Origin of the sequence: Litoribacterium kuwaitense (assembly GCF_011058155.1) — a bacterium.
GTDB classification, from domain to species: Bacteria; Bacillota; Bacilli; order Bacillales; family DSM-28697; genus Litoribacterium; species Litoribacterium kuwaitense.
In genome coordinates, this window is sequence record NZ_JAALFC010000012.1 from 36053 (window position 1) to 50062 (window position 14010).

The 14010-nt window shown below is 43.1% G+C and carries 11 protein-coding genes and 1 pseudogene; all 12 read right to left on the reverse strand.

The features are described 5' to 3' along the window. Nucleotides 1–63: 63 nt before the first annotated feature. The gene (locus tag G4V62_RS08605) at nucleotides 64–462 is read right to left on the reverse strand and encodes a cytosolic protein (protein WP_246218342.1); all 399 of its coding nucleotides are present in this window, start codon (nucleotides 460–462) and stop codon (nucleotides 64–66) included. Between the two features lie 141 nt (nucleotides 463–603). After that, nucleotides 604–990 carry an adenosylmethionine decarboxylase gene (gene speD, locus G4V62_RS08610; protein WP_165201240.1) on the reverse strand — a complete coding sequence of 129 codons (387 nt, stop codon included), beginning with the start codon at nucleotides 988–990 and terminating at the stop codon, nucleotides 604–606. 846 nt (nucleotides 991–1836) lie between these two features. After that, complete coding sequence (gene coaE, locus G4V62_RS08615) at nucleotides 1837–2448, reverse strand: dephospho-CoA kinase (RefSeq protein ID WP_165201242.1); 612 nt, start codon at nucleotides 2446–2448, stop codon at nucleotides 1837–1839. A 21-nt stretch (nucleotides 2449–2469) separates the two neighbouring features. Further along, nucleotides 2470–3090, reverse strand: coding sequence for a sporulation membrane protein YtaF (gene ytaF / locus G4V62_RS08620; RefSeq protein ID WP_165201244.1), 621 nt, complete (start codon nucleotides 3088–3090; stop codon nucleotides 2470–2472). A gap of 62 nt (nucleotides 3091–3152) precedes the next feature. After that, entirely contained in the window at nucleotides 3153–3986 is an 834-nt protein-coding gene (gene mutM / locus G4V62_RS08625) for a DNA-formamidopyrimidine glycosylase (protein ID WP_165201246.1), read from the reverse strand. A 30-nt stretch (nucleotides 3987–4016) separates the two neighbouring features. After that, nucleotides 4017–6652 (reverse strand): annotated as a pseudogene (polA, locus tag G4V62_RS08630) (DNA polymerase I). Between the two features lie 241 nt (nucleotides 6653–6893). Then, entirely contained in the window at nucleotides 6894–8603 is a 1710-nt protein-coding gene (pnpS, locus tag G4V62_RS08635) for a two-component system histidine kinase PnpS (protein WP_165201248.1), read from the reverse strand. Further along, nucleotides 8600–9310, reverse strand: a complete 711-nt coding sequence (locus G4V62_RS08640) for a response regulator (RefSeq protein WP_165201250.1) — start codon at nucleotides 9308–9310, stop codon at nucleotides 8600–8602. The genes pnpS and G4V62_RS08640 overlap by 4 nt, the downstream gene beginning before the upstream one ends. Nucleotides 9311–9503: 193 nt before the next feature. Next, nucleotides 9504–10442, reverse strand: coding sequence for a malate dehydrogenase (mdh, locus tag G4V62_RS08645; protein WP_165201252.1), 939 nt, complete (start codon nucleotides 10440–10442; stop codon nucleotides 9504–9506). Between the two features lie 474 nt (nucleotides 10443–10916). Next, nucleotides 10917–12191 (reverse strand): NADP-dependent isocitrate dehydrogenase, encoded by a 1275-nt coding sequence (icd, locus tag G4V62_RS08650; RefSeq protein WP_165201254.1) that lies wholly within the window; start codon nucleotides 12189–12191, stop codon nucleotides 10917–10919. Between the two features lie 37 nt (nucleotides 12192–12228). Next, nucleotides 12229–13347, reverse strand: a complete 1119-nt coding sequence (gene citZ / locus G4V62_RS08655) for a citrate synthase (protein ID WP_165201256.1) — start codon at nucleotides 13345–13347, stop codon at nucleotides 12229–12231. Nucleotides 13348–13474: 127 nt separating this feature from the next. After that, complete coding sequence (locus G4V62_RS08660) at nucleotides 13475–13942, reverse strand: DUF441 domain-containing protein (protein ID WP_165201258.1); 468 nt, start codon at nucleotides 13940–13942, stop codon at nucleotides 13475–13477. Nucleotides 13943–14010 lie beyond the last annotated feature (68 nt).

The following is a 14010-nucleotide window of genomic DNA, read 5'->3' on the forward strand; positions in this document are numbered from 1 at the left end:
AGTTTTATGTATCATTACTTTAAAGCAATCTGCCACATTTGAAAAGGGTATGTCGTTACCAAATTAACCGTTACTTAATCCTGTTCCTATGAATGTGAGCGTTTTGTCTAGTTGATCGTATAGGCGAGTGATCTTTTTGTGGGATGAGCCAAAATCAAACGGCAACACTGTTGAAGATGTCACAGAGAAATCGACAGCCGTCTTATATGGACGAACCTCAATGATTGTGACAACAACGAATGCTTTTTTACCTCCCCGAATGGTCGCCCCAATTTCTCCCCGTTCCTTTTGAATAGAAGTAACTTCATACTGCTTCTCTTTTTTAAACATTGCAGCGACAGCATCGACCGTTTGCGATTTATTCGCCTTATAATACCTTGTTTGCAACTTTTCATCCCAGTGCTTCTCTCTAGACTCTGAGTGAGAGTTAAAATATTTATCGAAAAATTGTCTAAAATTCATCTTTACCCCTCCGTCCATTCATTCAATCCTACGATCACTGTTCTGCCCGCTCTCTTTATCAAAGTTTAACATGATATGTTTATTTACAAACAAAAAAAGAGGCGATGATTCACCTCTTCTAGTGTACCTTATTCATATAGTTTATGACAACGCTTTTGCATTGCTTTCCTTCACTTGAATAGGTCCTGTGCCCCTAGGAATTTCAATGGTTTCATTGGTTGATGCTTCCAGTTCTTGAGCAATATAATGAGCAGCTACATTAGGATCAATTTGATCACCGCACGTATATACATCGATGCTCGCATAACCGTGCTCAGGAAAGCTGTGAATGGTTAGGTGTGATTCCGAAATAATAACGACCCCGCTGACACCCTGTGGTGCGAACTTATGAAAGGCAACTTCCCTTACCTCAGCACCAGCTTGCAACGCCGCTTCAACAAAAGTTTCTTCAATGTATTTCATATCATTCAATTTATCTACATGACAACCCCAAAGCTCTGCGATGACGTGACGACCAAATGTTTCCATAGTCACTTCCCCCTTATTCATAAAACTTTCATTGCCCTTGAATGTTCTTTTGCACTACCATGGGGGAAAGTTAGTCCAAAGAGGTCCTAACCCTTTTAGCAGCTTCATCCAATTGCTTTGATGTTTGAGATGATGTAATCCTAAATATTATTTTACTCACTGCTCCGTATTTTACAACAGTTACAGCAATAAAAAACAGCAAGACAAAGCAATTTTTTCATCGCTACCTAAAGCAGCAAGAAACCGAAAAGGCTATACGTTGATACTTCGGCAGTCTATGCTAAACATTTCGAATGGTTTAGCCACATTCTTTCTGTATCACCGTAATTTGTTGTCTATGACTGTGAAGCTTCTTGTCTTCATAAGTGCCAGCCTGTTCTATTTTATGCGCTATAACACGATCTTGGCAAGCTTTTTTTGCTTATATAAAAACCACTTTTTTACATATGACTTATTCATTTAGAAAAACGCTTTTATAGATAACGATTGCTAAAGGATATGCGAAAATCGCTCAATTCACGATGGTTTATGGAGGTGGTGACCTAAGCTTTATTAGATGAGAAAAAAATGAATGAGGAAGGCATTATTGCGCGAGGTATGTAATGAATGATATTTATGAGAAAAACACGTGAAGATGATCTATGAAGGGATTTAAGTATTCGAAGCGTTGTTATATCGATAAAAATGCGTTTAGAATGATTGTTGAAGCAGAGCATAACTGATTCACCTAATAAACCCTCTAAATTCACTATAGTAGTAAAGCGATTATTGTGGAGAGTAGGGCAACTCAAACTGTGCTCTGTTGCCCTTTTACTTATGATGCTTACCTACAGTGTGCCCCTATGTTCACAAAAATGCATTCGTTAATCCTTGTTCGTTGACCCATGCTTGTAGCTGACGATACGTTTCGTCAAGCGAACCAGAATTATCAATACAAGCATCAGCTAATCGTCGTTTTTCACTCAGTGGCATTTGTGCGTTGATTCGTTGCTGCGCCTCTTCTTTTGTTAAATCGTTTCGCTTCATCAGCCGTTGCAACTGAACATCCGCAGAAACGTCAATCAGTAAGGTCGTATCGACTTCTTTTTGGCGTTCATTTTCAAACAATAACGGAATATCTAAAATGATGGCGGGCACATTTTTCGCCAATAGGGCTTCTTTTTGCTCACGCATTCGCTTCCTTACTGTCGGATGAATGATCTCGTTTAAAGTAGAACGCTGCTCCCGATCGGAAAAGACCATCTGTCCGAGCTTCTTACGATTGATATGTCCATCTTCGGTGAGAATACGCTTTCCAAATTGTTGCACAATGGCGTTATACGCCACTTCACCTGGCTGAACGACTTCGCGCGATATGATGTCTGCATCAATAACAGGCCAGCCTTTTTCGATAAACCATTGTGCCACCGTCGTTTTTCCGCTGGCGATACCTCCTGTTAAACCGATCACTATGCTCACCGCTGAACCACCTCCTGTCAATTATATTTTCCACAAGCCCATCATAATTAAAACGAGTCCTGGTAAAAAGCGCCACCGCTCGATCCATCGTACGCCGCGAACCGATCGCCCTAACCAAACGCCTAACTGCAAACAAATAATGCTCGTTAAAGCAATACCAGCACTTATTGGTAATGGCGGAACAAGAAGCAGCGCGGCACCGACACCCGCAGCAAAAGCATCCAATGACAGCGCCACGCCTAAAAAAACAGCCTCTATTCCTACAATCGAACCTGAGTGGTCAATATCCGCAGTAGAAGGCTTTTTCATTACGCCGATCCATGCATTTTCCCCATCCTCTTCCTTTAACTGCGGAACTTCTTCTTGCTCTCCTCCTTGCCGATACAACTGGAAAACGATCCAGCCTCCTAAAACAATAAAGATCCAGCCACCAATCGTCTCGGCAAGACTTTCTGAAAGCGCAAGCGCAATAAGTGATCCAAACTGCATCGCGATTAAAAAAATAAGAGCGGAACAAGTAGCAATCAGCAGGGCACTCGACCACGGGATATAAATACGACGTAAACCGTACGATAACCCTACGGCAAGGCCGTCTAAACTTACTGCAAATGCAAGCAGGGCAATCATTAACAAAGATGACACCAATATCAGCTCCCCCATCGTTCAGTCAGATGATTTATCTTATGGGAGAATGGTGTCCGATGTTAGTGCTTCTGAGGCTGACATTCAATACAGTAATGGGTCCCTCGACCGGCAACGACCGTTTTTTCGATTGGTGTGCCGCACATTTGACAAGCTTCACTCACGCGACCATAGACGAGGAGATGATTTTGAAAAAGACCTTCATCGCCGTGAGCATTATGATACGAACGGATCGTCGTCCCACCCTTTTCAATCGCTTGATGCAAAACTTGTTTCATTTCAACAGTAATGCGTTCAATTTCGTCCCGCGTCAATTGGTCGGCTGGGGTTGACGGATGCAGAAGAGCACGATGGAGCGTCTCATCAACATAAATATTACCTAGCCCTGCGACGATCGTTTGGTCGAGGAGGACAGCTTTAATTACCCGCTTCGTCCGTCCAACCGCATGAGCAAATTTTTCAATGTCAAAAGCAGGGTCAATTGGCTCTTGACCAATTTGATTTAATGGTTTTTCTAAATGTTCTTCGCCTTTTTCATACAAATGCATCGTGCCGAACTTGCGAACGTCATTGTAGCGTAATTCGGTCCCATCATTAAAAACAAAAACGACATGTGTATGCTTGTCCCTGCCTTCTGCTGAAGAAGCAAGCTCGTATTTTCCTTCCATACGTAAATGTGACACGAGAGCAAGCTGCTCGGTATACAATATTAAACACTTTCCGACTCGCGAAACCGATTGAAACGAAGCCCCTGAAAGCATTGGTGTCCAAAGGGCTTGATCATCCGGTCTTTTTAGAATTTTAGGCCAAAATACGTCCACCCGCTCAATTACTTTGCCACAAATGAGGCGCTCAAGCGCACGGCGTACACTCTCTACTTCTGGTAACTCTGGCAATGCCTCTATCTCCTCTCCACGACCATTCACCTATTTCGCATCATACCACGTGCTGCCATATGACATTTCTACTTTTAATGGGACGTCTAATGTCATCGCTTGTTCCATAACGGACGGCACTTTTTTCTCTAGCCACTCCAGCTCTCCTTTAGGTGCTTCAATGATAAGCTCATCGTGTACTTGCAGAAGGACGCGCGCCTGCACATTTTCCTGCTTTAGTTCCTTATCGAGACGCACCATCGCTTGCTTTATGATATCAGCTGCTGTCCCTTGGATCGGGGTGTTCATCGCGGTACGTTCCGCAAAACTGCGCTGATTAAACTGGCGGCTATTAATATCCGGTAAGTAACGCCTACGATTCAATAACGTCGTTACATATCCGTCTTTGCGTGCTCGCTCGACGCTTTGATCCATATATTGTTTCACGCCTGGATAGGACTCTAAATATTTTTCAATAAATTGATTGGCCTCTTTTCGAGTAATCCCTAAACTTTGTGAAAGTCCGTAATCACTAATCCCGTACACTATACCGAAATTGACAGCCTTCGCATGTCGTCTCATGTTCGCCGTCACTTCATCAGCCGTCACATGAAACACTTCCATGGCCGTTTTCGTATGAATATCTTCATCGTCCTGAAAAGCTTGAATCAGCTTTTCATCTTCTGAAATATGAGCTAAAACGCGCAGCTCGATTTGTGAATAATCCGCTGCCAGCAGCACCCAATCTTCCTTGGATGGAATAAATGCTTTTCGTATCTTGCGACCTTCCTCTAACCGGATCGGAATGTTTTGTAGGTTCGGTTCAGTGGAACTCAATCGCCCCGTCTGCGTGAGTGCCTGATTAAAGCGAGTATGAATTTTACCTGTTTCTTCAGAGACAACTTTCAGTAAGCCTTCAATATATGTCGAATACAACTTTCCAAGCTGACGATACATTAAAATCTCTTCAATAATGGGATGGCGGTCCTCTAACTTTTCAAGTACATCAGCTGAGGTTGAATATCCTGTTTTTGTTTTTTTAATTACCGGCAGCTCTAGTTTCTCAAATAATATTTCGCCGAGCTGTTTCGGAGAGTTGACATTAAACGACGTTCCTGCATGCTCATGAATCCGCGCTTCTGTCTCTGTCAATTTCGCCGCAAGCTCTCCCCCCATGTTCTCAAGCGTCGACACATCGACTGAAATGCCATTAAACTCCATTTCACCTAAGATAAAGGCAAGTGGTAGCTCAAGCTCTTCAAACAGAAGCTCCATCTCCCGTTTTGCTAATTCATTCCAAAGTGTTTCTTTAAGCTGAAAAAGTGCCTGCGCTTGCTCTCCCACATATGTAGCGAGGGTTTGTTCATCTGGCACAGCAAACTTGGCTCCTTTTCCGTAAATGGCTTCCTGTGAACGGACGCTTTCTCCTCCAAACCGTGCCGCAATATCATGTAAATCGACATTCGTATCTCCGGGATTAATTAAATACGAGGCAATGTATGCGTCAAATCGTACGCCACGTAAGTCTAAGCCTCTCCATTTTAAAGCGACGAGCGCTTTTTTTACGTTGTACACCCATTTTTCATCTTCAGAAGCTAGCCATTCTTGCAGTTCTATTGATGTATCAAGCATGTCCACTGGAATGGAATAAACACCATTTTGATTTGCAATACCAATTGCTTGAATTGGGGCCGTATGATAGTTTTCATCAGGAATATCAATCACGATAGCTGCGGGCGAGCTAAGCGCTTCTGAGGGAATGGTCGTTTGAATTTGATGAACTTCTATCTTCGTTTCTTCTTGCGGTTCACCATCACCATGATCCGTATCAGGCAAACGTGACAGCAAAGAGGAAAAACCGAGTTCCCGGAAATGCGTACGCACTTTATCGGCATCAAACGTGATATAGCTCATTTGCTCGAGCTCTTTAGCCACTGGCACATGACGATCAATTTTTACAAGTTCGCGACTCATCTCTGCTTCTTTACGATAATTGGTTAAGTTTTCTTTAAGCTTTTTCCCGGTCACATCGTCTAAATGTGTATATACTTCTTGCACAGTGCCGAACTGTTTTAACAGCTTTAACGCCGTTTTTTCACCGACACCCGGCACACCCGGGATATTGTCTGAGGAATCGCCCATCAGTCCTTTTAAATCAACAATTTGCTGTGGCTGTAACTCATATCGTTGAAACAGCGCTTCAGGATCATACACATCCATGTCTGTAATACCTTTTCGTGATAACCGCACAGTTGTATCTTGCGTTACGAGTTGAAGTAAATCTTTATCGCCGGAAATGATGTCGACTTTAAAGCCTTTTTCTTCAGCTAGCCTGGCATATGTCCCAATTAAGTCATCCGCTTCAAAGCGTTCCAATTCATCTGTTTGAATGCCGAACGCTTCAAGGAGCTCTCGAATCATTGGTAATTGTTCAGACAACTCAGAAGGCGTTTTCTGCCTCGTACCTTTATATTCTTTATACGTATCATGTCGAAAGGTTTGTTTTCCTTTGTCAAAAGCGACGAGTATATGTGTCGGCTTTACTTCCTCAAGAACCTTCAAAAGCATCGTCGTAAAACCATACACAGCGTTTGTATAAGCGCCCTTTTCGTTACTTAATAGGGGCAGTGCAAAAAAGCACGATAGGCCATTGCATTTCCATCAATTAAAACGAGTCGTTTTTCCATATCGTGAACCTCCTCGGGACATTGATCCCGTCAGTAATTCCTCACCATTGTTCTATTGTTTATTCTACCACGTTGAAATATGAAAAGAAAAACGTACTCCCTATGAAGTCCCACTTGAACAAAAAAAAGCGAAAAGCCATATCTCAGACTTTTCGCGCATGTTTGGATTGCTCCTATATGAAGGGGTTTCATTGATAGAATATCAATACTCTATAAACCTTCTATAAAGCCAGTGTAAAGGTCATGTAAATTTTCGCGGCAGCCAAACCGTAAAGGTCGTACCTTTATCCGGCTCGCTTTCAACTTGAATTTGTCCATGATGCGCTTCGACTAAGTGTTTCACGATGGCAAGGCCAAGACCTGTTCCTCCAGAATTACGACTCCGATCTTTATCGACACGATAAAATCGTTCAAAGATCCGTGGCACTTCCTTCGCATGGATGCCAATTCCAGTGTCTACAACGACAATTTGCGCACCATTGTCTTTTCTTTGTAGTGCAACTTTAACTTGACCACCATCTGGCGTATAGGCAATCGCATTATTGATTAAATTATAAATCACCTGTTTCATTCTTAAGCTATCAGCTTGGATAAAAACCGAGGATTCCGTAGACCATTCATCGATGAGTTCAATATCTTTCTTTCCAGCCTTATTAGAAAGTGATTCGATCGTGTCTTTCACAATGTACACAAGGTCAACATCTGATAGATGAAGCGGAAAACCATCCTGCTCAATGCGGGATAAGTCAAGAAGATCGTGAACGAGTGATTGGAGCCGCTCACTCTCTTTAAGAATGATGGATAAAAAGTGCTCCCTAAGCTGCTCATCTTGTCCTGCACCGTCTAATAACGTTTCTGTAAAGCCGCGTATGGACGTGATCGGTGTTTTTAATTCATGAGACACGTTGGCGACAAAATCTTTCCGTGTATTCTCTAGCTTTTTTAGATCGGTGATGTCATGAAAGACGAGAACGATCCCTTTCCACTCCTCGGTTTCACCGATAATGGGTGTTCCGTATACTTCGAAATGCCGTCGTTCAATGGCCATAGAAAGACGCATTTGCTGGCGAACACTTTTCTCAGTCATAAAAATGTCTTCAATTAACTGAATGACCTTCTTATGCTCTAATACTTCATAATATAAACGCGAAAGCATACGAGTCTCATCTGCTTGGAATGTGTCTTTATACGCTCGGTTCATCAGATTGACATAGCCTTTTCGATCGATGAGCAAAAGACTACTGCCCATACTTTCTATCAATGTGCGCAGCCGGTCCTTTTGCATTTCTTGGGAATCGACCATTTGTTTAAGATTACGCGCCAGTGTATTGATCGATTGGCTAAGGACACTTCCTGGTTCATCTTGATATTGCTCATATGTTCTGGCATTGTAATTGCCACGAGCCAGTTCCTTTGCCACACTCGCAGCCGCTTCAACAGGCTTTGCATAATGACGTGTGACTCGACTAGCGACCATTCCAATAACAATTAAGGTCGCCCCTAAGGAAAGCCCCAGCAGCCACCATAGCTGCTCTGCACGCTGTCTTACTTCATCTACAGGAGTACCGACAAATAAATAGCGATCTCCACGTATAGGATCTAATGTGTATAAAAAATTTCCGTATTCTCCCTGGTTGGTTTCTGCTAAGAATTCACTTGGCAATACAGGAAGGTTATCATCCGAATGGCTTTCAGGATGTATGACGCGCTCACTAACGCCTTCGTCATTATAAATCGCTACGATCGATTGAATATCGACATCAATCGATTCTTCTAGAGTTTGCTGCTCTAATAAGGCGGAGATCAACTGGCCCTCTGAAGCAAGCTTTTCTTTCGTTAAATCGACATCATGCATGTATACTTGATGACCAATCAAAAAAGCCGTGCCTAAGAAAGAAACACTTAGCAGTAGGACAAGAGTCAAAGGAAGTCTTGCTCGGATCCACTTCATCCGTGCTTTGGCTCCTCCATTTTATAACCAAGTCCACGGATCGTTTTAATGTATACTGGCTTTTTCGTATCTTCCTCGATCTTTTCTCGTAAGTGACTGATATGCACGTCTACGATACGAGTATCCCCAACAAAATCATAATTCCACACAGCGCTAAGCAATTGATCTCTCGTAAGAACTCTCCCGCGATGCTTTGCTAAATATGCGAGCAACTCAAATTCTTTCGGCGTTAATTCTAAAACTTCTTTTTTGTAATAAGCCTCGTATTGATCGGGATACACTTCAAGATCGCCTAAAACAACAAACGGGTGGTCTGTTGATTCTTCTGACGTAGGAATTTGCGTACGACGAAGAATCGCTTTGACCCGCGCAACAACTTCTCGAGGACTAAAGGGCTTCGTCATATAATCATCTGCACCTAATTCTAAGCCAAGCACTTTATCAAACTCATCATCTTTGGCAGTCAGCATTAAAATCGGCAGTTGATTTTTTTGCTGTCGAAGCTGCTTGCATACTTCCACGCCGTCAATTTTAGGCAACATTAAATCTAAAACCACGAGGGTGATCTCTTCTTCTAATATTTTTTGAAGCGCCTCTTCACCATCGTTGGCTGTAATCACATCATAACCAGCCTGCTGTAAATTGTACTGCAATAAAGTGACGATTGATGGTTCATCGTCAACAACTAGAATCGTTTTTTCACTCACAATTGGGTCCTCCTGCTTTGAATTCCCCTTACATCATAGGTTCTCTCTATATTATATTCATCATACTACCAAATCGACCAAGACAAAAGACTTTCAAAATGCTTCTTTTATGTTATTCGTATTGTTATGTATTTTTAAGAACAAAAAACGAGCCCTGCATCGCAAGACTCGCTCAAATAGAGAAAACTTCACGCTATGCCAGAACGGCCATCACTTTTTTCACAGACTCGGCTGATTTGTCAAGTGCGGTTTTCTCTTCCTCTGTTAAATCAAGCTCAATGATTCTCTCCAGACCTGCACCGCCAAGAACGGTTGGCACACCTAGATAAATGCCTTCATACCCGTATTCTCCCTCTAACAAAGCGATCGAAGGAAGCACACGCTTTTGATCTTTTAAAATCGCTTCAACCATTTCTGTTAAAGAAGCAGCTGGTGCATAATAGGCACTTCCGTTTCCAAGAAGACTAACGATTTCACCGCCACCTTTTCTTGTCCGTTCAACTATGGCGTCCAACCTTTCTTGAGACACGAGCTGATCGACAGGTACACCGCCAACAGAGGAATAACGGATCAAAGGAACCATGTCGTCACCGTGCCCACCTAAAACGAAACCAGTGACATCCTTCACAGATAAGTTCACTTCTTCAGCGATGAATGTTCGGAAACGAGCTGTATCAAGAATGCCTGATTGTCCGATAACGCGTTCTTTCGGGAGGCCAGAAGCCTTGTAGACCGCATAGGTCATCGCATCTACTGGATTCGTTAGCACGATAATCGTCGTATTCGGAGAGTGTTTTACAATTTCTTTTGTGACGGATGTCATGATCTTCGCATTTGTGCTGACGAGATCATCACGACTCATGCCAGGTTTTCTTGCAATACCGGCTGTGATGACAACGATGTCCGACCCTGCTGTATCCTCGTAATCAGAAGTTCCTTTCACATGGGCATCAAAACCTTGAACTGGACTTGCTTCAAGCATGTCCAACGCTTTGCCTTGTGTTGGCTTTTCTTGGTCAGGAATATCTACGAGGACGACATCTGCCAGCTCTTTTTGCGCAACCATGAGTGCGGTTGTTGCGCCTGTAAATCCTGCTCCGATGACAGATACTTTTCTTCTTTGGATGGTCACTAGTTGATCCTCCTTCTGTTTTTATCCTGTTGACAAACGCTTTCACCCGTCGTTGCTCGGATCACTCGTCCACTCATGAACTTGATGTTCTATTCGTGTCCTCACTCACCTTCGCGCCTAGTCTGACAAGCGTTTTCAACCCAGGATGATGTTCTGTTGACAAACGCTTTCATCCGTCGTTGCTCGGCTCACTCGTCCACTCATGAACTTGATGTTCTATTCGTGTCCTCACTCACCTTCGCGCCTAGTCTGACAAGCGTTTTCAAGTCAGGATGATCGTTCTGTTGACAAACGCTCTCATCCCTCGTTGCTCTTCGAGTGTTTTTGACTCAGTGCCAAAGCGAGTTCAAGTCAGGATGAAGCATTGGCTCGATTCGATTATCCCTCTTAAACTGAGTGTAGACAAAGTCTTTATTATGACTTTGTCTACACTCTGAGAGTGACGCCTTTCTCAAAGCGCTAGCTCACTATTTTTTACGCACCCATATTTTTGATGAGTGCATCACCGAACTCAGAGCATTTTACTTCTGTAGCCCCGTCCATTAAACGAGCAAAGTCGTAAGTAACCACTTTCTCTGCGATTGTTTTTTCCATTGCTTTAATGATAAGGTCTGCAGCTTCATTCCACTTCAAGTGTTCAAGCATTAAGACACCAGAAAGAATGACAGAAGATGGGTTGACTTTGTCAAGCCCTGCATATTTTGGTGCTGTTCCATGTGTTGCTTCAAAAATAGCATGTCCAGATTCATAGTTAATATTTGCTCCTGGAGCAATTCCAATTCCACCTACCTGTGCAGCTAAAGCGTCGGAAATGTAGTCACCATTTAGGTTCATCGTTGCAACAACATCGAACTCTTTTGGACGAGTCAAGATTTGCTGAAGGAAAATGTCAGCAATTGCATCTTTAATGATGAGCTTACCTTCTGCTTCTGCTTTGGATTGAGCTTCATCTGCAGCAGCACGGCCTTTTTCTTCAACAATTTTGTCGTACTCAACCCATGTGAAGACTTTATCGCCGTACTCTTCCTCAGCCACTTCATAGCCCCAGTTTTTAAAGGAGCCTTCTGTAAACTTCATAATGTTTCCTTTATGAACGAGGGTTACAGACTTACGGTTTTCCTTAAGTGCGTATTCAATGGCTGCACGTACGAGACGCTTCGTACCTTCAGCAGAAATAGGCTTAATACCGATACCAGATGTTTCTGGGAAGCGAATTTTGTTTACGCCCATGTCATCTTTAAGGAAAGCGATGACTTTTTTCACTTCATCTGAGCCTTCCTGATATTCGATCCCTGCGTAAATGTCCTCAGTATTTTCACGGAAGATCACCATATCTGTATCTTCAGGACGTTTAAGCGGAGAAGGAACTCCTTCAAAATAACGAACTGGACGAAGGCATGTAAACAGATCGAGCTCTTGACGAAGCGCAACATTCAGTGAACGAATTCCACCACCGATTGGTGTAGTTAAAGGCCCTTTAATCGCGATTTTATAGTCACGGATAACATCAAGTGTTTCACTTGGGAGCCACTCACCAGTTTGGTTGTATGCTTTTTCCCCAGCTAATACTTCTTTCCAAGCGATGCTCTTCTCGCCGTTATATGCTTTTTCAACAGCAGCTTCGATAACTTTGGAAGCAGAAGCCCAAATGTCTGGACCAGTGCCATCGCCTTCAATATAAGGAATTACAGGTGTGTTAGGTACGTTGAGTACACCATTATTTTCTGTAATACGTTCTCCCTGAGTCATGTGTACATTCCTCCTGAATGATTATTATTTTATTGAATTATCCACGGTCTGCCATTGGAACAAATGTCTCTTTTACTTTGCCTACATACTCCGCACGAGGACGAATCAAGCGATTATTCTCGTATTGTTCAAGAATGTGCGCAATCCATCCTGACACACGGCTGACAGCAAAAATGGGTGTAAACAAATCGTGGTCAATCCCAAGGCTGTGATAAACAGATGCTGAATAAAAGTCAACATTTGGCGGTAGATTTTTCTGACCAGTAACAATGTCTTCAATGGTCACAGACATATCATACCATTTTGTCTCACCTGTTACTTTTGTCAACTCACTAGACATTTTCTTTAAGTGCTTCGCTCTTGGATCACCTGTACGATACACACGATGCCCAAAGCCCATAATCTTTTCTTTATTGTCGAGAGCTTTTTGTATGTACGGCTCTGCATTGTCGACAGTGCCAATCTCCGACAGCATTCTCATAACGCGTTCATTGGCCCCACCGTGCAAAGGTCCTTTCAATGCACCAATCGCAGATGTAATACCTGAGTACATGTCTGAGAGCGTCGCAACACACACTCTAGCCGTAAACGTCGATGCGTTCAATTCATGATCCGCATGCAGAACTAAAGCTTTATTAAAGGCTTCAACGCTAATCTCATCAGGCTCCTTACCTGTCAGCATGTACAAGAAATTTGCAGCAATGCTGAGCTCCATTTTAGGTGCGACAGGTTCTCCGCCATTACGAATTCGGGAAAACGCTGTCACGAGCGTAGGCAATTGAGCTTGAAGTCGAATGGCTTTGCGGCGGTTTGCTTCAACAGAGTCATCATCAGCTTCTTTGTCAAGAACACCTAGCATTGAAACCGCTGTTCTAAGCGCTGCCATTGGATGGACATGTTGAAGGTCATATGATTTTAAATGGTCTATGACTTCCTCTGGCAACGTAGCATGCTCTGAAAGCTGTTGCGTAAACGTGTGATACTCTTCCTCTGTCGGTAATTTGCCAAACCATAGCAAATAGACAACTTCCTCGAAAGAAGCGTTTTCGGCTAAGTCATCAATGTTATACCCTCTGTATGTAAGGACATCATCAATGATTGAACTGATGGACGATTGTGTCGCCACAACGCCTTCAAGTCCGCGACTGACTGTCATGGAATTCTCTCCTTTGCAAAAAAATAATCCCTCTTAAGACCTTCGTCATGTTAAAGCTATGCAATGCATATACGTCTATTATAACGAATCATTGGTCGTTTGTGAATCGATTGGTTCCGGTGAGCGATCAGCCACCTAATTTTTGCACAAATGAAATAATGATCGCAGCTATACCTGCACCGATCAAAGGGCCGACGGCGACTCCGTTGAAAAGAACGACCGCAAGTATAGTGCCGATGACGAGCGCCGCAGTTAGATGAGGGTCATTGCTTAATAAAGAAAGGCCGCTTTTTGCGACAAGAGCAACAAACACCCCTGCACCAACAGCGATCCAGGCATTCGAGGACTTTGCGGCTTCACCAAGCTGTTTAAAGCCAATCTCTCCTGTCGCAATGGGGACAAGCACTGCAACCGTAATCACTGTTACACCGATCATTAGCCCTTTATCGTGAAGAAATGCCATTGGCTTTTCCTCGGCTCCGCTCGCTTTTAATGCGGCTAAAACGAGGACAGCAATATACAGCGTTTTATTTTTTACGATGAGCCCAATCACAAACAATAAAGATAAAAAGATATAGGGGCCTATCGCTGCCATCATGTGTTCACCTCTAATCAATCTTACGTCTTAGTCATGTAATTACGCCAATGCAATGTACGCATCAC